The organism is Streptomyces sp. NPDC060366, assembly GCF_042725135.1.
Classification (GTDB): domain Bacteria; phylum Actinomycetota; class Actinomycetes; order Streptomycetales; family Streptomycetaceae; genus Streptomyces.
The window spans coordinates 435,989-462,406 of the sequence record NZ_JBHXDC010000004.1 but is presented as its reverse complement, the minus strand read 5'-3'; the positions used below and the strand labels follow the sequence as shown (position 1 = coordinate 462,406).

Annotated in this window: 21 protein-coding genes; 5 read left to right on the top strand and 16 right to left on the bottom strand. The window is 70.9% G+C overall.

Annotated features, from left to right (window positions below):
• Positions 1–36: 36 nt before the first annotated feature.
• Positions 37–1,578 (bottom strand): MFS transporter, encoded by a 1,542-nt coding sequence (locus tag ACFWHU_RS14695; RefSeq protein ID WP_387225093.1) that lies wholly within the window; start codon positions 1,576–1,578, stop codon positions 37–39.
• 95 nt (positions 1,579–1,673) lie between these two features.
• On the opposite strand from ACFWHU_RS14695, the gene ACFWHU_RS14690 reads away from it, so the two are divergent.
• A complete protein-coding gene (locus ACFWHU_RS14690) occupies positions 1,674–2,396 on the top strand; it encodes a TetR/AcrR family transcriptional regulator (RefSeq protein ID WP_385792126.1) in 723 nt (240 codons plus the stop codon).
• Positions 2,397–2,418: 22 nt separating this feature from the next.
• On the opposite strand, the gene ACFWHU_RS14685 is transcribed toward ACFWHU_RS14690, so the two are convergent.
• Positions 2,419–2,592 (bottom strand): hypothetical protein, encoded by a 174-nt coding sequence (locus tag ACFWHU_RS14685; protein ID WP_385792125.1) that lies wholly within the window; start codon positions 2,590–2,592, stop codon positions 2,419–2,421.
• A 62-nt stretch (positions 2,593–2,654) separates the two neighbouring features.
• On the opposite strand from ACFWHU_RS14685, the gene ACFWHU_RS14680 reads away from it, so the two are divergent.
• The gene (locus tag ACFWHU_RS14680; protein ID WP_387225092.1) at positions 2,655–3,083 is read left to right on the top strand and encodes a protein-tyrosine phosphatase family protein; all 429 of its coding nucleotides are present in this window, start codon (positions 2,655–2,657) and stop codon (positions 3,081–3,083) included.
• A gap of 24 nt (positions 3,084–3,107) precedes the next feature.
• Here ACFWHU_RS14680 and ACFWHU_RS14675 read toward each other — a convergent pair whose 3' ends face one another.
• The 9 genes from ACFWHU_RS14675 to ACFWHU_RS14635 all read right to left on the bottom strand — a co-directional run bounded on the left by ACFWHU_RS14675 (position 3,108) and on the right by ACFWHU_RS14635 (position 17,773).
• On the bottom strand, positions 3,108–5,699 hold the full coding sequence (locus tag ACFWHU_RS14675) for a hypothetical protein (RefSeq protein WP_387225091.1): 2,592 nt from the start codon (positions 5,697–5,699) through the stop codon (positions 3,108–3,110).
• A gap of 126 nt (positions 5,700–5,825) precedes the next feature.
• On the bottom strand, positions 5,826–7,586 hold the full coding sequence (locus ACFWHU_RS14670) for an AAA family ATPase (protein ID WP_387225148.1): 1,761 nt from the start codon (positions 7,584–7,586) through the stop codon (positions 5,826–5,828).
• A 270-nt stretch (positions 7,587–7,856) separates the two neighbouring features.
• Entirely contained in the window at positions 7,857–9,290 is a 1,434-nt protein-coding gene (locus ACFWHU_RS14665) for a hypothetical protein (protein WP_385792122.1), read from the bottom strand.
• A gap of 99 nt (positions 9,291–9,389) precedes the next feature.
• Positions 9,390–10,340, bottom strand: a complete 951-nt coding sequence (locus ACFWHU_RS14660; RefSeq protein ID WP_385792121.1) for a multiprotein-bridging factor 1 family protein — start codon at positions 10,338–10,340, stop codon at positions 9,390–9,392.
• Between the two features lie 147 nt (positions 10,341–10,487).
• On the bottom strand, positions 10,488–11,687 hold the full coding sequence (locus ACFWHU_RS14655) for a S1 family peptidase (RefSeq protein ID WP_387225090.1): 1,200 nt from the start codon (positions 11,685–11,687) through the stop codon (positions 10,488–10,490).
• A gap of 249 nt (positions 11,688–11,936) precedes the next feature.
• A complete protein-coding gene (locus ACFWHU_RS14650; RefSeq protein WP_385792119.1) occupies positions 11,937–12,392 on the bottom strand; it encodes a nuclear transport factor 2 family protein in 456 nt (151 codons plus the stop codon).
• A 115-nt stretch (positions 12,393–12,507) separates the two neighbouring features.
• Positions 12,508–13,479 carry a hypothetical protein gene (locus ACFWHU_RS14645; RefSeq protein ID WP_387225089.1) on the bottom strand — a complete coding sequence of 324 codons (972 nt, stop codon included), beginning with the start codon at positions 13,477–13,479 and terminating at the stop codon, positions 12,508–12,510.
• Between the two features lie 54 nt (positions 13,480–13,533).
• Positions 13,534–17,109: a DNA polymerase III subunit alpha gene (gene dnaE / locus ACFWHU_RS14640; RefSeq protein WP_387225088.1), complete on the bottom strand. Its 3,576-nt coding sequence runs from the start codon at positions 17,107–17,109 to the stop codon at positions 13,534–13,536.
• A 10-nt stretch (positions 17,110–17,119) separates the two neighbouring features.
• Complete coding sequence (locus tag ACFWHU_RS14635) at positions 17,120–17,773, bottom strand: TetR/AcrR family transcriptional regulator (protein ID WP_387225087.1); 654 nt, start codon at positions 17,771–17,773, stop codon at positions 17,120–17,122.
• A 172-nt stretch (positions 17,774–17,945) separates the two neighbouring features.
• On the opposite strand from ACFWHU_RS14635, the gene ACFWHU_RS14630 reads away from it, so the two are divergent.
• Positions 17,946–18,824: a peptidoglycan DD-metalloendopeptidase family protein gene (locus ACFWHU_RS14630; protein WP_387225086.1), complete on the top strand. Its 879-nt coding sequence runs from the start codon at positions 17,946–17,948 to the stop codon at positions 18,822–18,824.
• A 7-nt stretch (positions 18,825–18,831) separates the two neighbouring features.
• On the opposite strand, the gene ACFWHU_RS14625 is transcribed toward ACFWHU_RS14630, so the two are convergent.
• From ACFWHU_RS14625 to ACFWHU_RS14610, 4 genes are read right to left on the bottom strand one after another with little or no spacing between them, the layout of a single operon-like run.
• Complete coding sequence (locus ACFWHU_RS14625) at positions 18,832–19,440, bottom strand: GrpB family protein (protein WP_387225085.1); 609 nt, start codon at positions 19,438–19,440, stop codon at positions 18,832–18,834.
• Positions 19,441–19,475: 35 nt separating this feature from the next.
• Positions 19,476–20,051: a GNAT family N-acetyltransferase gene (locus ACFWHU_RS14620; protein WP_387225084.1), complete on the bottom strand. Its 576-nt coding sequence runs from the start codon at positions 20,049–20,051 to the stop codon at positions 19,476–19,478.
• 25 nt (positions 20,052–20,076) lie between these two features.
• On the bottom strand, positions 20,077–20,424 hold the full coding sequence (locus tag ACFWHU_RS14615; protein WP_387225083.1) for a nuclear transport factor 2 family protein: 348 nt from the start codon (positions 20,422–20,424) through the stop codon (positions 20,077–20,079).
• A gap of 31 nt (positions 20,425–20,455) precedes the next feature.
• Positions 20,456–21,235, bottom strand: a complete 780-nt coding sequence (locus ACFWHU_RS14610; RefSeq protein WP_387225147.1) for an SDR family oxidoreductase — start codon at positions 21,233–21,235, stop codon at positions 20,456–20,458.
• A gap of 94 nt (positions 21,236–21,329) precedes the next feature.
• On the opposite strand from ACFWHU_RS14610, the gene ACFWHU_RS14605 reads away from it, so the two are divergent.
• Positions 21,330–21,875, top strand: coding sequence for a winged helix-turn-helix transcriptional regulator (locus ACFWHU_RS14605; protein ID WP_387225082.1), 546 nt, complete (start codon positions 21,330–21,332; stop codon positions 21,873–21,875).
• Between the two features lie 103 nt (positions 21,876–21,978).
• Entirely contained in the window at positions 21,979–25,377 is a 3,399-nt protein-coding gene (locus ACFWHU_RS14600) for an AAA family ATPase (protein WP_387225081.1), read from the top strand.
• On the opposite strand, the gene ACFWHU_RS14595 is transcribed toward ACFWHU_RS14600, so the two are convergent.
• On the bottom strand, positions 25,361–26,356 hold the full coding sequence (locus ACFWHU_RS14595) for a dihydrodipicolinate synthase family protein (protein ID WP_387225080.1): 996 nt from the start codon (positions 26,354–26,356) through the stop codon (positions 25,361–25,363). The genes ACFWHU_RS14600 and ACFWHU_RS14595 overlap by 17 nt on opposite strands.
• Positions 26,357–26,418: the final 62 nt, after the last annotated feature.

Below are 26,418 nucleotides of genomic sequence, written 5' to 3'. Positions count from 1 at the left end.
CGAACCGACCTTTCGGCGGCGGGAGTTGACGATCAGTCACCGGTCGGCGGCGGCTCCCGCGGCGGACGCGCCGCCGGTACGCGGTCGCAGCAGGACGGCGGCGACCAGCGCGGCGACCAGCATGATGCCCATGGCCACCAGCAGCCCGACACCGAAGCCGTGGACGGTGCCCGCGGTGACGGATCCGGAACCGGAGCCGTGCGTACGCAGATACGCCGCCGTCGCCGTCGTCGCGACCGTGTTGAACAGCGCCGTACCCACCGCACCGCCCACCTGCTGACCGGCGTTGAACGCGGCCGACGCCGTCCCCATGTCCGCGTAACCCACCTCCGCCGTCGCCAGACTCGTCGCCGCCGTGAGGACGATGCCGAGTCCCAGACCGATCAGGAGCTGCGCGGGCACCAGATACAGGGCCAGTACGTGCTCGCTGTCCGCCTCCAGGAAGGAGAGGATCAGCAGTCCGGCGGCCATGGCGAGCAGGCCGGGGACCATGAGCGTACGGACATTCACCCGCGACAGCAGACGGCCCGCGATCAGCATCGAACCGACCAGGGACCCCACGACCAGCACCATGATGGTCAGACCGGCCTCCACGGGCGAGTAGCCGAGAACGGTCTGCGCGTAGTAGCTCAGGAACAGGAAGCAGCCGAAGAGCGCCGCCAGCATCAGCGCGGAGACGAGGAACGCCGCGCCGCGTGCCCGGTGCCTCAACACCCGCAAGGGCAGCAGGGGTTGGCGCACACGCGCCTCGACAGCGACGAACGCGACGAGCAGTGCCACGCTCGCGAAGAGCAGGACCAGCACCAACGGGTCGTCCCAGCCCCGTGATTCGGCCCGGCTCAGACCGTAGACGAGCGCCGCGAGGCCGCTGACGCTGAGCAGCACTCCGGGGATGTCCAGGCCGCCCGCTCCCGTGCCGGAGGGCGTGCGGCTCGCGGGCTCGTCCCGGCGCACGTACGGCAGTCCGAGCAGCGCGACCGCCGCGATGGGCACGTTGACCCACAGGCACCACCGCCAGTCCAGGAACTCCGTGAGTACGCCGCCGGCCAGCAGCCCGACACCCGAACCGGCCGCGCCCATCGCCCCGTACACCCCGAACGCCTTCCCGCGCTCCTTCGGATCGGTGAAGGTCAGGGTCAGCAGCGACAGTGCCGCCGGGGCCATGGCCGCCGCGAAGACCCCTTGCAGCGCGCGGGCGCCGAACAGCACGCCGGTGCCGTTCGCGGCGCCGCCGAGCGCGGACGCGGCGGCGAAGCCGACCAGACTGATCAGGAACGTACGGCGGTGGCCGACGAGCCCGCTGATCCGGCCGCCGAGCAGGAGCAGCCCCCCGAACGGCAGGACGTAGGCGATGACCGCCCACTGCCGGTCGCCGTCCGACATGCCGAGTTCGCTCTGCATGGAGGGCAGCGCGATGTTCACGATCGTGCCGTCCAGGACGATCATGAGCTGGGCGAGGGCGATCACCATCAGCGGCCACCAGCGCCGTCGATCCGGCCGGTCCGCCACCACCTCTCCCGCCGCCTCTCCCGCGTCCCCCTGTTGAGGATCCCGCCATTTTTGATCTTGCCGAGACATACGTCTCCCACCCCTTCTGGTACAGCGTTCTGGGACTAGTACGTTGTACTGGTCGGCCACCATACTAGGCTCACCGCGACACCGGGGACGAGGAGGTGCGGGCCATCAAGGGCAAGCAGAGCGGGCAGAAACGCCAGGTCACAGGCCGTGCGGGCGGCGCGAGAAGTGTCTGGCTGCGGGAGTCGCGAGCCGCACGCGAACAGCCGCCGCTGACCCGGGCGCGCATCGTCGGCGAGGCGGTGGCGCTGCTGGACGAGGAGGGCATCGACGGCCTGACCATGCGCCGGCTGGCCGAGCGGATCGGCTCGGGCGTCACCACGCTGTACTGGCACGTCGACACCAAGGACGACGTGGTCGACCTCGCCCTCGACGCGATCTTCGGCGAACTGCCGCCCGCACCGCCCGCCGACGCGGAGTGGCGCGCGGCCATCGTCGAGCTGCTGCTGGACTGGCGTACGGCGATGCTCCGCCACCCCTGGTCGGCGGCGCTGCTCCAGCGCCCGACGCTGGGCCCCAACCTGCTCGCCCGGATGGAGTTCCTGCAAGCGACCCTCGTCCGCGCCGGATTCGGCGGCGACCACCTGCCGACGGCGACCTGGACGCTCTACAACTACCTGATGGGGGCGACGGTCGCGCGGTCCGGTTTCGCGCTGTCCGAGGAGGACCGCGAGGCGGCTCAGCAGCGACTGCGGGAGCGGAGCGGGGAGTACCCGACGCTGAGCGCGAACGAGTACATGCTGGAGGACGACTGGGACGGGACGTTCGTGCGGGGGCTCGGGTACGTGCTGGACGGGATCGCGGGGGCGGCGGGCCGCTGAAGCCGCCGTTCACCGGCGCGGTTCACCGGCGACCGGCCGCCGGTCGGGCGTCCCGGTCCGTCAGTCGGCCGAGGACCGTCTCGCCGATCGCCGCGAACGCCTCGATCTGCTCCGGGGACAGCAGGTCGGCGAAGTGCCGCCGGACGGAGTCCACATGGGACGGCGTCGGCGGTTCGATCGTGCGCGCCGTATCCACCCGGACCGCGATCGTTCCCGAATCGCCGGACGGGCCCCACGAGCCCGGCTAGCCTCGGATCCGTGATCACTACTTGGGAGCCCACGGCAGCGGGTGTGCTGCGACTGCCCTCCGGCCGGTTCGTACGCGGCCGGGGACTCCGGCACCCCCTCCCGGCGGGACCGACGCCCGCCTTCGCGCTCTATCTGCTCGGCAAGGAACCGCCCGCCGTCGACTGGACGGCCCGCTGGGTCCGCTGGCCGGACTTCCGCCTGCCGGCCGACCGGGCCGGGGCTGCGGAGGCACTGCGCGAGGCGCTGGACCGGGCCGGTGACGAGCGCGTCGAGATCGCCTGCGGCGGCGGCCGGGGGCGTACGGGCACGGCCCTGGCCTGTCTCGCCGTCCTGGACGGCGTGCCGAACGCGGAGGCCGTCGCCTACGTCCGCGAGCACTACTCGCGCCACGCGGTCGAGACCCCGTGGCAGAAGCGGTACGTGTCCCGCTTCGCGTAACCGCCGGACAGGCCCCGGGCCGCGTCAGCTCACCACCGCGCCCGACGCCAGCAGCAGGTCCGGCAGTGTGCCCTCGAAGTCCGGGGCCAGTCGGAGCGCGAGCGCCCAGCCCTCCGGGTCGTCCGAGAGGTGCTCGGTGGCGAGCGCGGCGACCGCGCGGCGGGTGGCCCGTACCTCCTCCGTGGCGGGCGAGTCACCCGGCGCCAGCGCCCTGGCCAGAAAAGCCACGGTCGCCTGCGCCGGGAAGGCGGTCCGCACCACTTCGTCCAGGGTGACCTGACCGAGCCCGTGCGCCTTCTCCAGCCAGCCGCAACGGCTGTGGGCCACCCGCATCGGAAGCTTCCTCAGCATCTCGGACGCCGTGGGCGGCTTCGCTCCCCGGCGGGGCCGGTACTGCGGGTGCGACAGGCGCAGACCGGCCGCGGCCGACTCCGCGGCGAGCGCGGGCGGGCAGCCGTCCAGTGCGGCAAGGCGGACGAGGAGCCGGTCGTGCAGGGTCTTCGTCTCGTGGGCCGCCGCCAGTTCCGCCCACGGAAACGGTCCCGGGCCGACCTCCTCGTCGAGCAGTTCGAGGGCCTTGGTCAAGTCGTCGTCCTCAGGGCCTGACCCCTTGTCGGAGAGGAAGTCCGCCCGCCCCGCCGGGCCCGCGGCGGCCTCGTACGCGGCGCGCAGCAGGGCCGGTCCGTCAGGCTCGGCCCCGGCGTCCACCGCCGCGCGTCCCGCCTCCAGGGTCACCGGCGACAGCGGGTGCCTGGGCTGCGTCTTGCGGCCCGGGAAGTCGGTCTCGTCCAGCAACGCCCTTACCTCGTCCGGGCCGTGGCGCTCCCAGAGACGTACCAGCATGTGCAGTTCCAGCGCCGGCGTGTGGATCTTCACCCGGGGACTGCCCAGCAGGATGCGGCACGGAACCGGGTCGCCCGAGTCGGCGCACGCCAGCAACCAGGGCCGCCGCGCGCTCTCCCGCAGGCCGTCGACCAGATTCTCCGTCAGCGGGACCCGGTCGGCGGCGGGGGTGTCGGCGGACTCCCCGTCCCGCCACCGCCGGCCGGACAGCACATGGCGGCGCTGGGCGGGGGTGAGATCGGTGTTCAGGAAGAGCGCGGCGTTGGCCTCGGGGTCGTTGTACGGGATCAGCTCCTCGATCACCTCCGGCCGGGTGTCCCAGCTCGACGCGATGCCCGCGAGGACGGACGGACCCCGCAACTGGACTATGTATGAGCGCAGTTCGGGCGACGGCCGGTGCCAGAGCAGCAACTGCTGGATGGCGCGCGCGTCCATGTGCTCCGCGAGCGCGCGGTGCGTCGTACGGTCCGCCGCGTCGTAGAGCCGCAGCCATGCCTGCCGGCCGTTCGGCAGCCTGCGGCTCGGGAACTCCGCCGCCATCGGCTTGGGCCAGGTCTTCCCCAGGTGCTTCGACGTCTCGGCGAGCGCGGCGTCGACAAGTCCCGTGACGGTGCCGGAGAAACGCGGCAGCAGCGAGTACACCGCCCGCCAGGGCGCGAAGTCCGTGCCCAGCCGGGCCCCTTGGGCGGCGAGGGCGGCCCGTACGTCCTCGTGGTCGTGCGGCAGTGCGCACAGCACACTGCGGGCCGGGGCGACTTCCGCCAGGACGCGGTCGGCCGGGAGGGCGCCCGACGTGACGCCGGGGCGCAGGAGTTGGGTCAGGCCGTGCACCTCGATGCCGTCGAAATGGGGGCTCTCCAGCATCGACCAGTGGACCGCGCCGCTGGGCCGCCCGCTGTTCCTGTTCCTCTCGTACGCGGCCAGGGCCAGCTCCTCCGGGCAGTCCGGGTGCGCCCACAGCGTCCTGAGCCCCGACTCGTGGAAAGGCTCGGCGCGGTGCTGCGCCACCAACTCGTCCCAGTCCAGGGCGTCCGCGGCGTCCGGGGTGCCGGGCAGCTCTATCGTGCCGCGGAAGTCCTTGTCCCTGAGGTCCCCGAGCAGCTCAGTCGTCGTCTTCGGGTGGCGTTCCCACGAGCGCCGGTTCTTCGGGGGGTTGGTGTTCGCCGGGTTGATGTTCGCCGGCTGCCTCGTCCGGGGGGTGCTGTTCGCCGGGCCGGTGGTGGCCGACGCCCCGGCGCCGGCGCCGGCGCCGGCGCCGGTCCCTGTGCCTGTGCCTGTGCCTGTGCCTGTGTTGGTGCCCTTGCCGGTGACGCGCCGCGCGACCTCCACCAGTTCGGGGAACGGGGCCAGCAGGGCCGGTGCCAGCCGTTCCGGGATCCTCGACGAGAGCAGCCTCGCCGGCAGGCTGTCCTTCGCTTGCCAGCCGGGGTCGTCTGCCGTGGCCGCCGCGCCCTGCCACACCGCAGCGCGCTGAGCGGGGGTGCGGTCCCACTCGTGGTGGCCGTAGAGGGTCACGGCCAGCGCGGGATCGCCCAGCGCGGCGAGCCGGTCGAACACGTCACCGCGATGCGCGGCGGACGAGGCGAGCGCGGCGAGCAGCTCCGGGTCCCGTGAGGCGATCACCTCGTCCAGCAGAAGCGGTGGCACCGCGGCGAGTTCGCTGCGCAGCAGCGCGACGGTCTCCTCCCGAACGCGCGGCATCAGCGCACGGGTGAGCTCCCGGTCGGCGAGGGCGTAGGCGGCGGATACGACGGTGTGTTCGGCGAGACGCATCTGGGACTCTCTCAGGCTTTCGGGCAACAGTGGCTGTGGTGGGGTGACGGTCCGGCCGGGGCGGTCCGAGGACGCCGTTCCGAGGACGCCGGTCTCAGGTCAGGACGCCGGTCCGAGGCGCCCGTCTCAGGACGACGCCGCGAGCTCCTTCATCCGGGCGAGCGCCCCCACCCAGTAGCTCTGCCGGGCCGGCGTCTGCCCGACGAGATGGGTGGCGCGCAGCTTCGGCGGCATATGGCGCAGCAGCCGTGCCACGACCTCGCCGTTCCGCTTGAGCTGGGACAGCTCGGCGTTGGCCAGCACCCGGTGCACCACGTCGGTGTCGTTCGTCCCCTCCGACGAGACCTCCGAGGCGACGGCGAGACGCTTCTCCCAGAGGTCGACGTCCCGGACCAACTCCCGGAAGCCGACGGCGACTTCCTGCCCCGTCCCGGCCAGCCTGGCTTCGAGCCCGGTCAGCGGCACCGGCGCGAACTCGCCCTCGCCGAGATAGATCAGCCCCGACATCAGCGGCTGGCCGGCCAGATGCAGTTTGATCAGCCGCTCCAGCGTCCGCTTGGTGATCCAGTCGCGGGCCTCGTCGTCGATGTCGTTCTTCCACCATTCGAGGACGGTCTCGGCGACCTCGCCGTATGCCGCGATGAGCCATTCGTTCGCCGGGATGTCCTCGGGCCGCACCTCGTAACTGACCGTGAAGCGGCTGGCCTGCGCCACGTTGTTTCTGCTGACCTGGAGCTTTCTGCCCAGGTGGTACGGCGGGTTCTGGAGAGCGATCTGCGCGCGCAGGCCCTCCACCGGCCGCCCGGCCAGCGTCCACTCCTGGGTGATCTCCATCAGCTTGGCGAACGCGGCCTTGTCCTTGGGCCGGTTGTACTCGTCCCAGACGATCACCTTCTCGCCGGGACCCGAGAGCGCGCGGGTCAGCAGCGTGTCCAGCCGCCCGTCCGGGGTGGGCACCGGCACGCACAGGTCCTCGACGTTGGTCACGGGCAGCGAGAAGTAGACCGGCTCCGCGCCGAGTTCGTCCCGTACGACACTCTTGGTGATCTCCGTCTTTCCGCAGCCGGGCGGCCCTTGCAGCAGCACCGCCCAGTTCTCCCGCAGGGCGGTGCGCAGGATGCGGCGTACGGGATCGGCCACGGTCGACGGATTTGCCGCGCCCACGGCGGTCGCGACGGCGTCGAGGATCTCCGCCGTACGGTCGGTGCCCTCCGCGCCGTCCTTGCGCAGATCCCGCAGCCGCATCCGCACCCCGCCGACCAGCGGCAGCCCCCAGCTCAGCGGCAGACCGGCGAGTGCGCAGTCGAGCACGTGCTCCAGGGTGCGCGGGGAGAGCAGGGCACGCAGCCGGGGCGTGAGTCCGCTCCAGAGCCGGAAGACGTCGCCGAGGTCGTGGCCGGGGTAGCGCGTGGCGAGTGAGTGGCGCCAGGCCGTGTCGTTCGCCGTGAGGCGCAGGGTGACCATGCGGTCGAGCACCGCGAGGTCGCCGCGCGCCGAACCGGTCTCGGTCAGGGACTCGTTGTCGGAGAGGAAGACGCCGACGCAGCCGAGTGCCCGCAGGTCGTGTTCGCCGAGGGTCCAGTTGCAGGCGATCTGCATGAGCTGGGACTGGATCGTCTCGCCGGCCTGCAACGAGTCGTCGATCAGCAGCACGAAGGGCTCACCGGGGGTGAGTTGGCTCGTGATCAGCTGCGTGAGGACCAGCTCACCCGTCCGCTCGTCCCGCACGGGCGCGTTCATCAGGAGGTCGTCGGGCGTGAGGTTGGCCGCCGGGACGAGGACGACGCGGGTGCCGGGGTGGGCCCGCGGTATGTGGCTGAGGAAGGTGGAGGTCTTGCCGATGCCGTGCTCGCCGAAGACCTGGCCGGTCTGGCCCATGGCGATCATGGCGTCGATGAACTCGGCCAGCCGCCCGCCCGGTTGGCGGCCGGCCGGCCGCTCGGGGTAGGTGGCGGTGACGGGCCAGTCCTCTTCGCGGCCGGAGGTGCGCGCGGCCCGCTTCTGGTCGGTCTTGATCACGGTGGTGGAGTCCAGTCCTCGGGTGATGGTTTTCGAGCCCGTCCGGCGATTGAGGACGAACCGGTGAAACCGGTACGGATGGCGGGCCCGGTGAGCAGGGTCCGGGCGCAGCGTCGGGCAGGTGGAAGAAGCCCGCGCTCAGCTGTCGCCCGTCGTGACGCGGTGGCAGGCCATCGGCGGGCTGTGGCTGTCCGGCCAGTCGTCCCCGCCGTCGGTGATCAGCCATATCCAGCTGTCGGGGCGCGCGGGCGTCACCTGTGGCGCGTAGCCGTCGGTGACCATGATCACCGCGTCCGGCCGCACCTCGCACCGCTTGCCGCCGACCTCCCGGCGCCCCTCCACGTACTCGACGACCTTGCCGAAGTCGGTACCGCCGCCGCCCCGCACACGCTCTCCCGCGACGAACGGCATGACCTCGCCGTCGAAGCTCAGCCAGTGCGTCTCGACGCCGTCCGTGCGGCCGATCAGCGTGAGCAGCCAGTCGATCACCCGCTGGGACATGGAGCCGGAGGTGTCGATGGCGACGACCACGACCTTCGTACGCTCCCTGCCGCGCCGGGACAGCATCGGATCGTGGCCGAGCGCGAGCAGCACCGCGCCGTGCTTCCTGGGATAGACGAGCCGTTCGCCGTCGCGGAGTTTGGAGGCGAGGGTGTCGGCGAGCCAGCGCTTCCACCACTCGACGCGGCGTGTGGGCTCGGTCCGGCCGCGCAGCGCGCCGAGGCCGAGGCGGGACCACAGCTTGCCGATCCGGTCGCTGCCGTCCTCGGAACGGTCCGCGAGGTGCAGGATCTCCTCGCGGGCGGGGCCCTCGCCGCGCAGCGCGGCCCGCAGCACGTCAGCGAGGACGCCCTCCACGACCTGGCCCACGGTCTCGTCGTCCAGCGGGAGCCCGCCGATGAGCAGGTGCGGGCAGACCGCGCCGGCGGGCACGGGCGGATCGCTCATGCGCTTCAGCTCGCCGTAGACGGTCATGTCGGTCTCGGTGAAGTGGTCGTACGACAGCGGCTCCAGGCCCTGCGCGCGCAGATCCGCCTCGTACTGGGCGTGGATCACGTACGGATCGATCCCGACCGGTTCCCGTACGGAGCCGGTCCCGCCGCCTGTCCGCCGGGTCGTCCGCCGCGTCGGCAGCTTGGCGCGCAGCCGTCGCATGACGACATGGTTGATGGAGACCTCGGCGGCCAGCGCGAACACGGCGTCCTCGCGCAGCTCCGCGTCCACGTACAGGTGCCGGTGGATGAGATGGCGCGCCTCGTGGAAGAGCACGAACCGCACACCGTCCGCGCCGATCGCCGTGAAGAACTCCGGGTTGTACAGCAGCACACAGCTGCCGTCCCCGGTGGCCACCACCGCCGCCGTCTCCACGGCCAGGGTGGGGATCTGCTGATGGCACTTCGTGTACAGCCAGGACGCGATCGCGCTCTCCCGCACACCGAAGTCGAGCATCGCGGCTTCCTTCAGGCGCCGGCCGCGCTCCGTCGTCTCCGGGTCGGGCGGATCGTCCAACAGCCGCCGCCAGTCCCGCAGATCGGCGACGCTCGTGGTCGTGGTCACGGCCGCTTCGGTCATGCGAAAAACCCTAGCGCCGGGGTCTGACATCCCGTCGGGCGTCAGGCTGTGCGTGCGGGCGCGGGCCGTCGGACCGCACGCGGGCGTCGGGGCGGGAAGTCAGGCGGGCCACTCCCACGACATGCCGTGTATCCCCGCCGGGCACTTCGGCGGCAGCATGTGCGCCGTGTGCGAGACGTCCAGCGCGATCTGCCGGCTGCTGGTCTTCTCCGCGCCGATCCGTTCGCGGTAGTAGCGGTGGCAGCTCACCGGCAGCGCGTCCGGGTGGAAGTACACGTGCAGCAGGTACTCCCGCAGGCTCACGCGCGTCCGGCGCTCGTGGTACGTCGAGACCTCGCGGCTCGGGGTGAGCGAGATGGTGTAGTCGGCCACCACCGTCTCGTTCTTGGCCAGTTCACCGCCGAACAGGATCTCCGTCACGATGCTCCGCCGCTCCGGCAGGAACTCCACCCGGCCGAGCTTGCCGCAGCGTACGGCGACGTCGACCGACTCCGTCGCCGGGTCGTCGATGACATGCACGGCGGTCAGCCGGCTCGCGCCGTCACGGGTGGCGCGCAGCACCTGGTTCACCGACATCTGCCGAATGCAGCGGTCCGCGTCGAGATGGACGGTCTCGTGGATGACCAGGGAGGTGACGTCCTCGTTGAAGCGCGCGAAGTCCGCGCCGAGGGCCTGTTCCACGTCGGAGTTCTCACCGAAGACACGGTGCGAGGCGGACAGGTCGAGCAGATCGGACGCCGTACGGCCGCGCGGCCGGCCGGGGCGCAGGAGGGAGCGGAGGGCGCCGGCGGGCAGGGCGAGTATGTCCTCCAGCGCGTCGACGGCGCGCAGGGATCTGGCCCGCTCGGGCTGGCTGCGACCGCGCTGCCAGTAACTGAGGGTGGCGAGGCTGACGCCGATGCCCTGGGCTTCGAGCCGGTCGCGTACGCGCTCCAAGGAGAGACCGCGGCGGCGCAGGGCCTCACGGAAGACATCGGCGAACGTCACTTCCGTGTCGCCGGCGACGTCACCCCGCGTGTCCCCGCCCATGTCCGTTTCCGTGTCGGTCATGGCAGCAGCTCCGATCGAAGAGGAGTCCCGAACGACCGGACCCCGTTTTCTCCGTCGATGGTATGCGGACGACGAAAGCCGCCCACCGGTAAGGGTGGGCGGCTCCGCCGCCGTCTCTCCGGGGGCATCGGAGAAACGAAAACCTGGTCAGTTGGTGTTGAGGGTCAGCTTGTAGTGCGAGAGCGCGTCGGTCAGCGGCTGGAAGTACGAGGAACCGGTGGTGTTCACACCGCCGCAGTTCTGGCCGATCGGCCCGCCGGAGGTCATGCCCTGCGCCTGGTTGCCGGAGATGTAGGCGCCACCGCTGTCGCCGCCCTCGGTGCAGACCGTGGAGCTGCCGAGGCCCGTGACGACCGTGTCGGGGCCGCCGTTGGCGTCGGTGTACGTGACGGTGACGTTGTACGAGCGCACGGTGCCGCAGGTCCAGCCGGTGGTCTGGCCGGACTTGCACATCGCCGCACCGGTCGCCGCGCGCGTACCGCCGCGGACCGCGACGTTCCCGGCCTGGCCGTGCGTGGTGACCTGCGTGCCTATCGAGTCCTCGGCGTCGACCGCCGCTATGCCCATGTCCACGCTGCGTGTGCCGACGGCGAAGCGCGAGTTCGTGCCCTTGGCGAACTTGACGTTGTTGTACGCGAGGTCGGGCAGGTCCTCGATGCAGTGCCCGGCGGTCACCAGGTACTGCTTGCCCGCGGCGTCACGCGCCCCGAAACCGACCGAGCAGATGTACCCGTTGAACGTCATACGGCTGCCCGGGGGCACCACCGCCTGGGTCTCCAGCCGCTCCTGGCCGCGGACGACGCGGACGGCGTCGCCGTGCTTGCTCGCGGCCTTGATGAACGAACGGGCGGCGGTGCCGCTGTCGCTGCTCACCTCCACCGTGACGGTGTCGGACGCGAGGTCGACCGACCACGACGAGACACCGACGGGGGCCTGCTCGACGGCCTTCGCGTCCAGCTCCGCCTTTATTCGGTCCAGCGCCGACTTGCCGTGCTCGGGAACGCGTGCGACGAGGCCGGCGTCCGCCACCCGGGCCGCGGATCTCGCGTCCGGCGCGTTCACCGTCAGTGTGCCCGCCTTGGTGAAGAAGGCGCCGTCCGTCTTGATCCCCTGCTTGTTCACGGCGGCCAACTCGCGCTGCTGCGCGGCTTCGTGGTCGAGCCGCTCGACGGCCTCCCGCTCCGTGGTACCGAGCGTCTCGGCGAGCGCCGAGACCATCTCGGGCTGGTACCGGGGCGCCTGGCCCGTGGCACCGGACGGGTCGGCGGCCTGCGCGCCGGTGACGGCGGAGGCGGACAGCAGAACGCCGGTGACGGCGGCGACGAGGTATTTCCGGGAAACCTGCACGGTGCTTCCTCTCGTTATCGGAGCAGCGCTGAATAGCGGCCTGTCAAACCTGTGGGGAATAGGGCTTGTTGCCGCGTATTCATGGGTGGGCGCTCATCCGGCGACGTGGATGGGGGGTGTGTGGGGCGTCGCGGGATGAACTCTCGCTGAACGCTCCCTTTCCGTACAAGGCCTGGCCAGGGAGGTATTTTCAACAGAGTTGCGGATAACTGTTGAGAGGAAGTCGGGGGACGAGGGTTGGGCGGGCCGTCAGTCGCCCGGTCCTTCGGCCGCCCCGTCGAACGCCCGGGCAACCGCGAGGCTGTCCTCGTAGATGTGGTTACGGGTGATGAGACCGTTCTCGACGGTGAGGTGCAGAGCGAACCGCGCGCGGTAGGCGCGTCCGGTGGACCGGGCCGTCTGCCGGATCTCGCCCGTCACGACGGCGTCGTTCCCGTCGACCAGGATCCGCTCGATCTCGGTGCCGACCGATCCGGGCACATGGTGCTCGGCGATCTCGCGGTAGTTGGCCGCCGCGTCGGCGCGGCTGGTCCGGTGCCGGATCCAGGGTGTGTCGGCCCGGCCGTGCTCGGCCTCCGGCCAGTTCAGCCCCCAGTCGACCTCTTCGGCGTACAGCTCGGCGATCCCGTCCGAGTCACCGGCGCCGATCCTGCCCAGCAGCTGCTCGATCACCTGGCGCGTCCGCGTGCCCGCTTCTTCCGACATGGCTGTCCACCCCTCACCTGCCCCGCGCCCTGCCGGCGCGGCGTGTGATCACATCCTGGCGGGGACGGGCGGGCCGTGGCGATTACCCCGGAGGTAACGGCGGCGAGCCGGCCTCCTACGACGACGAATTGATCCCCAGCACCGCGTTGCCCGTGTTGATGCCCTTCAGCTCCACGGTGACGATCGTGCCGCCGCCCCGGCCGAAGGTGCCCCGCGCGCCCTCACCGGAGAGGTTCACCCTGACCGCGCCGCCCGACGGGTAGGAGTGGCGCACCGTGACCTCGGTGTCGTTCCGGTCCACTTCCAGCGTCAGGTCGCGGACCTTGATGCGGGTGGCCGGCTTCGTGACCCTGACCTCGCAGGCTCCGTCCGCGCAGGCGGCGACGGACGTTCCGTCGGCCGCGAGGAGCGGCGGCGGCTTCGGCGTCGGCGTCGGTTCGGACCGCTCGCGCTCGGCCGCCCGAATCGCCACGCAGCCGGGAGAGTTGGCGGCGGATTCGAACAGCCCATTCGTTTGGGCCAGTTCGTCGAAGCTCGGGCTCGGTTCCTTGATCGCCGCCACCAGCGAGGTGACTCGTTCGGCACGGCCGATCCTCTCCCGCGCGGAGAGACGGGCAAGGCCCTCGGCGTCGGACAGCTCTCCGACCTCGGGCCGAACGCGGTCGATCTCCCTCACATAGGCGGCCCGCAGTCTCTCCGTGTCGGGGATCCGCGTCAGCGAATCCACCGCTCCGAATTCTCGGGAGATGTTGTCCAGCGCCTTTGCCGCCGAGAGGAGATAGCTGGAGGCGACTGAGCCGGATGCCTGCTCGGAGGCAGGTTCACCGGCCTTTCCCCGAAGCCGGTCGGCCTGCTTCAGGCTGTCCACTCGCAGCGCCCTCAGGGACGCTCTGCTCTCGCACATCCCGTCGGCCCAGTCCCTCAACTGTGGGTTGTAGAAGGGCCCCGAGGACTTCCCGGAGAAGCCGTCGCTCTCGCCGTCGTCGGTCTCCGTGTCCGCCATGACGAAGACGCCACCCACGGCCACGATAAGCCCGGCGCCGACCAGCGCCATCTCCCGCTTGCGCCCAACTGCCCTCTTGAACATACGAGTTCCCCGCCCCCCCCACCACAGCCCCGCTGTCGCAACGAGCCTAGGGCCTCACGCCGATGGCGGGGCGCCGACCTGTTCGGGAGATGTCGGCCGCCGTGTCACGACGACCGCCGCCTTCAGGTCGGCCCAGAACTCGGGGGTGACGGCGACTCCGTAGCCCAGCCGGTAGACGGTGGTCGTGGCCCGCCGCCGTACGCGCAGCCGTACTTCCGTCGGGCCCGGATGCGCCTTCAGGATCTCCTTGAGCTGGCGGACCGAATCGGGCGTGATGTGCGACTCGTGCATGTCGAGCCGTACGGGCGCGTGCGCGCCGACGTCGGTCAGGTCGGGGACCCGCATCTCCATCGCGACGAGGCGCGGGATGTCCTCGCGCTTGTCGAGCCGCCCCTTGACGAAGACGACGGTGTCCTCGACCAGTTGGGTCGAGACCAACTGGTACGTCGCGGGGAAGAACATGCACCCGATGGACCCGGCCAGGTCCTCCACGGTGGCGATCGCCCAGGCGTTGCCCTGCTTGGTCATCTTCCGCTGGAGCCCGGAGATGATGCCGCCGATCGTCACGACCGCACCGTCGGCGTGCTCACCCCCGGTGAGCTGGGAGATCGCCGCGTCCGACCGCTCCGAGAGGATGTGCTCGATACCGAGAAGCGGATGGTCGGAGACGTAAAGACCGAGCATCTCCCGCTCCTGGGCGAGCAGATACGACTTGTCCCACTCGATGTCGGAGAATTCCACGTCGAGCCCGAACCCCGGCTCGGAAGGGGAGACTTCGCCGCCGTCGCCCGCACCACCGAAGAGGTCGAACTGCCCCTCCGCCTCCTTCCGTTTGATCTGCACCACGTTGTCGATCATCGGCTCGTGGTGGGCGACCAGCCCCTTACGGGTGTGGCCCATCTCGTCGAAGGCGCCCGCCTTGATGAGTGATTCGACGGTGCGCTTGTTGCAGACGACCGCCTCGACCTTGTCGAGGAAGTCGGGGAACGTGGCGTACTTCCCCTTCGCCTTGCGCGAGCGGATGATCGAATCCACCACGTTCGTACCGACGTTACGCACCGCCGTCAGCCCGAACAGAATCACGTCGTCGCCCTGCGCGGCGAAATTCGCCACCGACTCGTTCACGTTCGGCGGGAGCACCTTGATACCCATACGACGGCACTCGTTGAGATAGACCGCCGACTTGTCCTTGTCGTCCTTCACCGAGGTCAGCAGCGCCGCCATGTACTCGGCCGGGTGGTTGGCCTTGAGGTACGCCGTCCAGTACGAGACGAGGGCGTAGGCCGCCGCGTGCGCCTTGTTGTACGCGTATCCGGCGAACGGCACCAGTACGTCCCACACCGCCCGTACCGCCTCGTCCGAATAACCGCGCTCACGGCAGCCGTCGCGGAACGGCACGAACTCCTTGTCCAGGACCTCTTTCTTCTTCTTGCCCATCGCCCGGCGCAACAGGTCCGCCTGCCCGAGCGTGTAGCCGGCCAGCACCTGTGCCGCCTTCTGTACCTGTTCCTGGTAGACGACCAGTCCGTATGTGATCCCGAGGACGTCCTTGAGCGGTTCGGCCAGCTCCGGGTGGATCGGGGTGATCTCCTGCTGCCCGTTCTTGCGCAGCGCGTAGTTCGTGTGCGAGTTCATGCCCATCGGGCCCGGCCGGTAGAGCGCGGTGACGGCGGTGATGTCCTCGAACTGGTCGGGCTTCATCAGTCGCAGGAGCGCGCGCATCGCGGTCCCGTCGAACTGGAAGACGCCGAGCGTGTCACCGCGCCCGAGGAGTTCGAAGGTTCTCCGGTCGTCGAGAGGCAGCGACAGAAGCTCCAGATCGATGCCTCTGTTCGTCCCCACCATTTTGACGGCGTCGTCCATGATGGTCAGATTTCGCAGACCCAGGAAGTCCATCTTCAGCAGGCCGAGCGATTCGCAGCTCGGATAGTCCCACTGCGTGATCGTGACGCCGTCGGTGTGCCTTACCCAGACCGGCACATGGTCGGTGATCGTCTCGCTGGACATGATCACACCGGCCGCGTGCACACCCATCTGGCGCACCAGGCCCTCGACACCCTTCGCGGTGTCGATGACCTTCTTCACGTCCGCCTCGTTCTCGTACATCCCCCGGATCTCGCCCGCCTCGTCGTAGCGCGGGTGCTCGGGATCGGTGATGCCGCCCAGATCGATGCCCTTGCCGAAGACGTCGGCCGGCATCGCCTTCGTGAGCCGGTCACCCATCGCGTACGGGTAACCCAGCACACGGGCCGAGTCCTTGATGGCGTTCTTCGCCTTGATCTTTCCGTACGTGCCGATCATGGCGACCTTGTCGGCGCCGTACTTCTCGGTCACATACCGGATGACCTCACCGCGCCGGCGCTCGTCGAAGTCGATGTCGACATCGGGCATGGAGATGCGCTCGGGGTTGAGGAACCGCTCGAAGATCAGGCCGTGTTCGATGGGGTCGAGGTCGGTGATGCCCATCGCGTACGAGACCAGTGACCCGGCCGCGGAGCCCCGCCCCGGCCCGACGGCGATGCCGTTGTTCTTGGCCCACATGATGAAGTCCGCGACGACCAGGAAATACGCGGGGAACCCCATCTCGACGATGATGCCCATCTCGTACTCGGCCTGTCGCTGATACCGCTCGCGCACACCGCCGGGAAAGCGGGCACGGAGTCCGCGGGCGACTTCCTCATGGAACCAGGTGACTTCCGTGAAGCCCGCCGGCACATCGAACTTCGGCATCAGGTTCCGCTCCTGGAACCAGCCCTCCGTATCGATCTGCTGCGCCACCAGAAGGGTGTTCGCGCACCCCTCCTGCCACGCGTCCGACGAATCAATCGCATACATCTCGTCCGTCGACTTCAGGTAATAACCGGTCCCGTCGAACCGGAACCGGTCCGGATCCGACAGATTCTTACCCGTCTGAATACACAACAGCGCGTCATGCGCCGTCGCCTCATTCGCATACGTGTAATGCGAGTCGTTCGTCACCAGCGGCGGAATCCCCAGCTTCTTCCCCACCTCCAGCAGACCGTCCCGCACCCGCCGCTCGATCTCGATCCCGTGATCCATCAACTCCAGGAAATACCGGTCCTTGCCGAAGATGTCCTGGTAGTCCGAAGCCGCCTGCACCGCCTCGTCGAACTGCCCCAGCCTGAGCCGCGTCTGCAACTCACCCGACGGACACCCCGTGGAGGCGATCAGACCCTCCGACCACTTCGCGATCGTCTCCCGGTCCATCCGCGGCCACTTCGTCAACCACCCCTCCGCATACGCGTCAGAAGACAGCCGGAAGAGATTGTGCAGCCCCGTCTTGTCCGCCGCCCAGATCGTCTTGTGCGTATAACCACCCGAACCCGAAACGTCATCACGCTTCTGATGCGGCTGCCCCCACTGCACCTTCCGCTTGTTACGCCGCGACTCCGGCGCCACATACGCCTCGATACCGATGATCGGCGTCACATCCGCCTTCTTCGCCTGATGGAAGAAGTCATACGCACCATGAAGATTCCCATGGTCCGTCATCGCGATATGAGACATCCCCATCTCATCGCACGCCTTGAACATGTCCCCCAACCGCGCCGCACCGTCCAGCAGCGAGTACTGGGTGTGGACATGGAGATGGGTGAAAGACCGCCGCATCCGGGTCCGTTCAGCCGTCGGCGTCGAGGCTCCGGGCGATCGCCCGCAGACCGGCGGCGAGCTCGCTCGCGGACGGGGCGTGTTCGGGATCGACGAGCCACTGCTGCGTCAGACCGGCGACCAGCGCCATGTGCACGGAGCCGACGGCGCGGGCGGTCGCGGCGTCGGCCGATCCCTCCTCGCCGCGGATGCCGTGCAGGTCGGCCGCGAGCTGGGGGCGGGCGAGTTCGTACGCCTCGGCGATCTGCGCGCGGACCTCGGGGGACCGCTCGGCCTGCGCGAACCCCTCGGTCGCGGCGACGAGCAGGGGCCGGTCGGTGACCTGGGACTCGATGACGCGGGCCCACATGGTTTCCAGCCGGGCTCCGACGGAGGCCGTCGCGTCCGTGGTGGCCGTGGTGGCCGTCGCAGCCGTGGTGGACGTCGTGCCGGTCGTTCCGGTCGTGTGAGCCGGTGTCTCGGCCGCCTGGACCTTGGCGCCCCACTCGTGGATCGACTCCAGCATGGCGGCGTTGAGCAGCGCCTCCTTGGAGCCGTAGTGGTAGTTGATCGTGCCGAGCGGCGCGTTGGCGGCGGCGGCGATGTCACGGGAGGTCGTGTGCGCGTAGCCACGCTCCTCCAGGCAGCGCCGGGCGCCGGCCATCAGCTTTTCGCGGTGTCCCATGGAGACACCGTACCCCAGACTTGAACGTTCGTTCAGAACATTGGTTCAGGACGAGCGTTCAGAACACACGTCCAGGACATTCGTTCATATCAGAACCTGCCATACCAACCACGCCTGAAATCCCCTACGTTCGGATGTCGTCCAGTTCACTCCTCCCCCCACAGGAGTCCTCATGTGTGAGCCCCACCTCACCCGCCGCGCCGTGCTGCGCGGATCAGTCGGCGCACTCGGCGCCGGTGCACTCGGCGTCGGCCTCGTCGCCACCACCGGTACGCCGGCGTACGCGGACAGCGGCGCCGACCGGGCGCCGCGCGACAACTTCCACAACCCGTTCAGCGGTTACACGATGACCGGCAGCTGGCAGGACCACCTCAACAGCGGTTCGCTGGGCGGTCTCGACTACGGCATGGGTGTCGGAACGCGGCTCCCGGCGGCCGGCGGCGGGACGGTCACCAACATCCCGGACAACGGGACCGGCGGCCACACCGTGACCATCTCCCATCCCAACGGCTACCGCACTCAGTACATGCACCTGTCCCAGTTCCTGCTCGGCAACGGCGCGGCGGTCGCGGCGGGCGGCGTCGTCGGACTCTCCGGCGGCGCGGTCGGCGCGCCCGGCTCGGGGTCGTCCACCGGCCCGCACGTGCACTGGCACATGATCGATCCGAACGGCGTACGCATCAATCCGCTCACTTTCCTGGGGAACGGCGGTGGTGGTGGCGGTGGGCTGCCGAAGACCTCGACGGAGCAGGACGGGGTACCGGGCACGGTGTTCTGGCAGCGGGCCCAGAAGTGGCTGTCGATCGAGTCGGGTTACGCGGGCCCCGTCGACGGCGCGCCGGGCACCCAGACGTACGCGGCACTGCAACGCAACCTGCGCGACCACCACGGCTACACCGGCCCGATCGACGGCGCGCCCGGTCCGCAGACGTACGCCGCGCTCCAGCGGCTCGCGGGCGGTTACGGGTACACCGGGCCGGTGGACGGGGTGATGGGCCCCAACTCCTGGCGCGGTGTTGCCCGTTTCCTCAACGAGGACCGCTGGGACTGAGCGGGCCTCAGCCCGCGCGCCTCGCCCGGGCCAGGATCTCCTCGACCACCTCGGTCTTCGCGTCGGCGTAGTTCTGCATGTACTTCCACTCCTGCCGCGCCAGCCCCCGCTTCGTCCTCGCGTACAGCTCGTGGTCGCCGGTGTGCCTGCGCAGCCGGTCCCGGAAGAGCAGCATGCGGTCGACCTCGGGGCAACCGCCGGGCAGTACATGCAGGTTGGCCGAGCCGGCCGAGGGGTCGAGGTCCTGTTTCCGGAGCACCCGGTGCTCGTACCACTCGGGCTCCCGGACGGCGACCGTGTAGCCGACGGCGGTCAGGGCGGGCACGTAACCGTCCTCGTCGCCGGGGTCGTCGACGATCAGCAGCATGTCGATGACCGGCTTCGCGGGAAGTCCGGGCACCGAGGTGGAGCCGACATGCTCGATCCGGTGCCCGGAGGCGCCGCCCCCCTCGGCGAGCCGCGCGCCGATCGACGCGGCCTCGCGCTCGTAGACCCCCGGCCATCGGTGGTCGTACTCCCTCAGCGTCACCTGCCCGTCGACCCGCTGGGCGGGCCCGAGCGCGGCGGCCTCGATCTCCTCGTCGGTCATCGGCCGCTGACCGCGGTCGTCCGCCATGAGTCCTCAACTCCTGTGTGTGCGTGTTCTGCGTATCAAGAAGCCCGCTGCGGCGACGGCGGGGAGTGCGGCGACGGCTCCGGCAGGGGCGCCGTGGCCTGGAAATGGGCCATCTCGGAGTCGGCGCTCACTCGGGTGAGTCCCGCCTTCTCCAGTACGCGGGCCGATGCCGGGTTCGACAGTTCCACCTTCGCGCTCACCGTATGGATACCCGGCGCGGTCAGGGCGAAGGCGGCGACGGCGTGGGCCGCCTCGGAGGCGTAGCCCCGGCCCCTGCGGGAGGGGACGATTCCGTAGCCGAACTCGATCGTGCCGTCCGACGGCGGGAAGAGACCGACGGCCCCGACGACCAGGCCGGTCGCCCGTTCGATGATCTGCCGCTGGCCGTAGGGGCCGAGGGTCCCCGGGTGTTCGGCGATGAAACCGGCGATGACGCGGTCGCCTTCGGCGGGGAAGTCCTCGGCCCAGTGAGGGAGCCGGCTCTCACCGGCGACGACGGCGGCGACTTCGTCGGCGGGCCAGGAACGCAGGACGAGACGGTCGGTGGTCAGGTCGGACACGGGGGTCTCCTGAGGAACGTGACAAATGGAGTCGACGCCGGAGTCTGTCATCGCCGGGGAGGCCGGGTCGCGTGGGTTACGGCGCGATGGTCAGGTCCTCGATCAGTCCGGCGCGCAGCGTGAACCGGAAACGGAGGTCGACGCGCCCGCCGGGGAAGTCGCCCTCCAGGCGGTTGGTGACGACGTGGTGGTTCTCGTCCGGGCTCTCGGCACGGAGGAGTTCGGTGGTGTACGTGTACTCGCTCGCCGCCTCGCCGAGCCACTGCCCGATCGCGGCCCTGCCGGTGTACGTCGAGCCGTCGTCCGTGACGGTGGCGCCTTCGTGGAAGGTGGCGAGCGCGGACTCCTTGTCGCGGAGGTGGTGGGCGGTCAGATAGCGGGTGACCACGTCGGGGAGTGCGGGGGTCACGTCGTTGACGTTCATGGTGTGCTCCTTGGGAGGTAGGGGGTGAGGGTCAGCCGGCCGTCGGGGTCGTCCCGCCGTCGATGACGTGCTCGGCGCCGACGATGGACGACGCGCGGTCCGAGACGAGGAAGGCGACCAGCTCGGCGACCTCCTCGGGCTCCGACGGCCGCCCCAGCGGGATCCCGCCGAGCGAGTCCATGAGCCGCCGGAGCGCCGCGTCGGTGTCGATGCCCGCGCCCGCCGCGATGCGCTCGACGAGCGCCTCCGCGGCCGTGGTCCTGATGAAGCCCGGCGAGACCGTGTTGACGCGGACGCCGTGCGGGGCGACCTCGTTGGCCAGGCCCTTGCTGTACGTCGCGAGCGCCGCCTTCGCCGCCGCGTAGCCGAGCGTCGCCTCGTACAGAGGCATCCGGTGCTGGATGGAGGTGACGTGCACGATCGCGCCCTTGCGTGCCGCGATCATGCCCGGCAGCAGGCCGCGGTCCAGCCGCACGGCGGCCAGCAGGTTGCTGTTGAGTTCGGTGTCCCACGCCGCGTCGTCCAGCGCGGCGAAGCCGCCGGACGGGGCGTGGGAGCCGCCGAAGTTGCTGACCAGGATGTCGATCCCGCCGACCCGGTCGAGCGCTTCGGAGACGATCGTGCGGGCGCCGTCGGGTGTGGTGATGTCCGCGCCGATGAACCGCTCCGGCTCGACCTCTTCAGGACGGTGCCGCGCGGTCACCAGCACGGTGGCACCGGCCCGCGCGAGCCGCGCGGCGATGGCGGCGCCGGCCCCCTTCGTACCGCCGGTGACCAGCGCGCGCCTGCCGTCCAGTGACTCGTCCACGATCCGTCCCCGGCCTTCCTCGGCACTGCCGATGCTAAAATAGAAGTGAGTAACTTCGACTTTAGCAGTAACCGGACGGGCGGGCGGGGTGGGACACATGGCGGCGCGAGTGAACCGGATGCGACCGGAGGACCGGACATGTCCGCTGTCCACCACCGTGCGACAGGTGGGCGAGTGGTGGACGCTGCTGATCCTTCATGACGCGTTCGACGGCTACACACGCTTCGACCAGTTCCAGGAGAGCCTGGGTATCTCCTCCAGCATGCTCACCACCCGGCTGAAGTCCCTGGTCGCCGAGGGGCTGTTGGAGCGCCGCCCGTACCAACAGGGGCCGACGCGCCACGAGTACGTCCTCACGGACCTCGGCCGCTCGCTGCGCCCGGTACTCGTCAGCCTCGCCGCGTGGGGCAACTCGCGCCTGCCGGCCGAGGACCGGACCATGATCCTCGTCGACGCGGAGACCGGCGAGGAGGTCGAGCCGGTGGTCGTCGACGCGGCGACGGGACACAGGCTCGACGACAGCGAGGCGTACGTCTTCGCGGCCGGCCCGGCGGCGACGGGCGGGATGCTGGCGCGGTACGGCGGCTCCGCGCCCGGTCCGCGGGAGGTGGGGGATCCGCGGGATCCGCGGGCCGGGTCCTAGGCGGCGGGCGCGGATCGTACCCGACCCCTTCCCACCTGCGCGTCTGTCCGTCGGCAAAGATTTCGTATGCCGATTGTCAGTGGTGCCTTCTATGGTTTTGGTCATGACCCCTGCACTGATCGGGCGTGACCACCCCGCAGGCGTCCTCCGCGCGGAGATCGGCCGGGCGACGGACAGCCACGGGGGTCTCGTGCTGGTCGCGGGCGAGGCGGGCATCGGCAAGACCACGCTCGTCACCGCCGTCGCCCTGGAGGCCCGGCAGCGCGGGGCCCTGGTGCTCGGCGGATCCTGCTGGGAGGGCAGCGCTCCGGGGTACTGGCCGTGGGTGCAGGTGGTGCGCGGGATGCGGCGGGGCCTCGGTGAGGACGAGTGGGCGAGGGCCGAGGAGGCGGCGGGCGGACGGCTCGCGGTACTGCTCGGCGAGGCCGCGGGGGACGACGAGGCCAAGGACGCCTTCTCCGTGTACGACGCGGTGACGACCGCCCTCGTCACCGTCTCCCAGGACCGGCCGGTCGTCGTCGTCCTGGACGACCTGCACTGGGCGGACACCGCGTCGCTCAGACTTCTCGAATTCGCCGCCCAGCACGCGTGGTTCGAGCGGCTGCTGCTCATCGGGACGTATCGCGACGTGGAGGTGGAGGCGCCCGGCCATCCGCTCCAGCAGCTCATCCTTCCCCTCGTCGCCCGAGCCACCACGGCGGTGACGCTGACCGGGCTCGACAGGGACGACGTGGGCGCGCTCCTCGCGCTCACGACCGGGCGGGAGCCGGAGCCCGCGCTGGTGGACGAGGTGCACAGCCGTACGGGCGGCAATCCGTTCTTCGTCGAGCAGACCGCCCGTCTCTGGCACGGCGGCAGCCCCGTCAGCACGATCGCCCCCGGCGTGCGAGAGGCAGTGCGGCGACGGCTGTCGATGCTGCCGAAGCCGGTGGGCGACCTGCTGGTCACGGCGAGCGTGCTGGGCAGGGAGTTCCACCGCCAGGTGCTCGCCGCCGCCACGTCGGCGCCCGTGCCGCACGTGGACCGGTTGCTGGACCGGGCCGTGTCGGCCCGGCTCGTGGTGACGCGCGGGGCCGGCCGGTTCGCCTTCGCCCACGACCTCGTCCGCGAGACGCTCTACGAATCCCTGGAAGAGGCGGACGCGGCCCGTCTGCACGGCGCGGTCGTGCGGGCCCTGGACACCGCCCCGGCGCTGAGCGAGAAGATCGTCCCCGCCGATCTGGCGCGGCACGCCCATCTCGCGGGCGGGACGGTGGACCGGGGCCACCGCATCGATCTGCTGCTCGCGGCGGCGCGGGACGCGTCGAGCAGGCTCGCGGTCGACGAGGCCGTCGGTCACTTCCGCCGCGCCCTGGAGGTGGCGGAGACGTCCGGCGAGGGAGATCCGCGCCGCGCCGTCCTCATCTCGCTCGACCTCGCCGGCGAGCTGCGGCACCACGGCATGGATGAAGAGGCCCGTCGGTATTACGACCGCGCGGTGACACCGGCGCGCGAGCTGGGCGACCCCGAGCTGCTGACGCGCGTCGCGCTCACCCTCCATCAGCAACAGGACATGCCCGGCCACGGCTCCCAGACGGGGGAGCTGCTGCACGAGGCGTACCGCGCGCTGTTCGGGGACGGGGACAGGGACGGTTCCGCCGACAGCGGGGGCCCCGGCAGCAACGAGATGGAGCGGATGGCGCAGGACCTCGCCGTCCGAGCCACGGACCTCGCACGACGGGACGACGACGACGAGGCGCTCGCGTTCTCCCTCTGGGCACGGCACGACACCATCTGGGGCCTCGGGACGTCCGACGAACGGCTCGCCCTCACCACCGAGATGTCGACCGTCGCCCGCCGCACCCAGAATCTGGACATGGAGGTCCACGCCGCGGCGATGCGCTGGGTGACCCTCCTGGAGCTCGGCGACCCGCGCTACCTGGGCCAGTTGCGTACGTACGCGGGAGTGGCCGAGCGGACGGGCAAGCGCAGGTACGAGCTGGGCAAGACCCTCGACCTGGGCATCGTCGCCGCGCTCACGGGCGACTTCGACCAGGCGGAGAAGTGGTACGCGGACACGATCGAGGCCGTGCCCGACCAGGCGGCGTACGGATATCTCACCTCGCATCTGCGCTGGGCCCTGCACATGACGCGGGGTCGCTACGACCAGGCCGACGCCGTCACGCGCGGCCTCGACGGGGTGGACTACTTCTACCCGCTGCTGCTCGACGGGATCGCCGCGGTCGAACAGGGCGACACGGCGCGGGCGCTGCGGCTGCTCCGGGAGGTGTCGGACCGGCCGGAGCCCGTCTCGCGGGTCTTCGCACCGCTGTGGTTCCGGCTCCTGGCGCAGACGGCCGCCGCGTCAGGGGATCCCGCGCTGATCGCCGAGGCCCGGGGCGCGCTCGGCGCGCACAGCGGCCGATGGCTCGTCGCGCTGTACGGCTGCGACATCAGCGGGCCCGTCGACCTCTGGCTCGGTCTGCTGGACGCGGCGGAGGGGCACTGGGACGCGGCGGTGGCCTCCTTCACCGCCGCGCGTGACTCCGCCGACCGCCTCCAGGCGAGACCATGGTCCCTGCGGGCGGGCCTGGCGCTGGCGGACGCGCTGCGGGCACGCGGCGGGGACGGGGACGCCGCCGCGGAGGCGTCCCTGCGCGCACGGACGGCTCGGGCGGCGCGGTCGATGGGGCTGCGGCATCTGGAGAAGCGCGCCCCGGTGGCGGAGGGGGTGGCCGACGAGCCCGGTTCGGCCGGCTCACCCGACCCGCCGGGCCCGGACACCCGGCGGGGGCCGTGGGTGAGAGGCCCATGGGCGGACGGCGCGGGCCCGAGGGGGCCGGGCAGACCGGACGGATCATCGGGCGGGGGTGCCGTAGGCCGTACGGAGGCGGACGCCGGCTCGGACGCCGACACCCGCGCCGCCGCCGCCGAAGGGGCTCAACCGGTCCCGTCCGGAGCGGAGTTCAGACGGGACGGGGCCGTTTGGGCGCTCGCCTTCGAGGGGCGGGCGGTCCACGTGCCCGACGCCAAGGGACTGCGCGATCTGCACACGCTGGTCTCGCACCCCGGCACGGACTTCCCCGCGGTCCGGCTGCTCTCCCCGGACGGCGGGGAGACGGCCGTGGCGGCGCGCGCCATGGGCGGCGACCCGGTGCTGGACGAACGGGCCAAGGCGGAGTACCGCCGGCGGCTCGACCAGTTGGACCAGGAGATCGACCGCGCGGGTGAACGCGGCGACGACGCGCGCGCCGCCGCGTACGACAGGGAGCGCCAGGCCCTCCTCGACGAACTCCGCACCGCCGCAGGACTCGGCGGGCGCACCCGCCGGCTGGGCGACGAGGCCGAGCGGGCCCGTAAGACCGTCACGGCCCGGATCCGCGACACCCTGCGCAAGCTCGACGCCCTCCACCCCGAACTGGCCGCGCATCTGCGGAAGTCGGTGACCACGGGCGCGACCTGCGCCTACCGCCCCGAACGCCCGGAGGGCGACGCCTCCGGCGCACTCAACTGGCAGCTGTGAGTCCCGGCGTCGACCCCAGGCCCTCTGCCCACTCCAGCTCCTGTCCGGCCAGCAACCGCAGCGCCCCGTCCACCGCCCCCGGCCCTGCGGACAGCAGCGGCAGTCGTACGGACGCCGTGGGGATACGCCCCTGAGCGTGCAGCACCCCCTTGACCACGGTGGGGTTCGGTTCGGCGAACACGGCCGCCGACAGGGCGCCGAGGCGGTGCCCGAGGTCACGGGCGCGGGTGACGTCGCCGGCCGCCCAGGCCCCGGCCAGCTCCACGTAACGGCCGGTCGCCAGATGCGCGGACGCCAGGATGCCGCCGTGGGCACCCATGGCCAGCAGCGGCGAGAAGAAGAGGTCGTCCCCGGCGAACACGGCGAATCCGTCAGGCAGTTCACCGAGCAGATCCACCGTCGCCGCGCCGATGCCGCCGGTCGCGTACTTCACACCCACGACGCCCGGCAGCGCGCCGAGCGTCCGCAGCGTGTCCGCGTCCAGCTCCTGCCCCGTGCGGTAGGGGATGTGGTAAATCACCAGCGGTACGGGGCTGTTGGCGGCCAGTTCGGTGAAGTGGGCGACGACACCGGCCGCCGAGGGCCGGGTGAAGTACGGCACGAGCGTCAGCGCCGCCGTCACCCCGGGCACCTTCCCGAGTGCGGCGAGCGCGTCACGGCTGGCCGCCGTGTCGTTGTTCCCGGCACCGACCATGAGGGGCGCGCCGCGCTCCCGGCAGACACGGGCGAGCGTGCTGACGACCGCGTCCTTCTCGACCACGCTCAGGGTCGCCACCTCCGCGGTGGTGCCGAGGGCGACGAGACCCGCGGCGCCGGCGGTGAGCATGTCGTGGGCCAGCGCCTCCAGGGCGTCGAGCGCGACTTCCCCGGCAGCGTCGAAGGGCGTGATCAGCGGGATGTGCACCCCGGGAGCGGGGACGCCCGCGCTCGTGGCTCTTCCGTTCGTAGCTCTGCCGCTCGTGACTCTGTCACTCGTCATGCTTCGGATCCTGCGCCCGCCCGACCGTCCAGGTCCAGCGGGAAATACTGACGCCGCTCGTA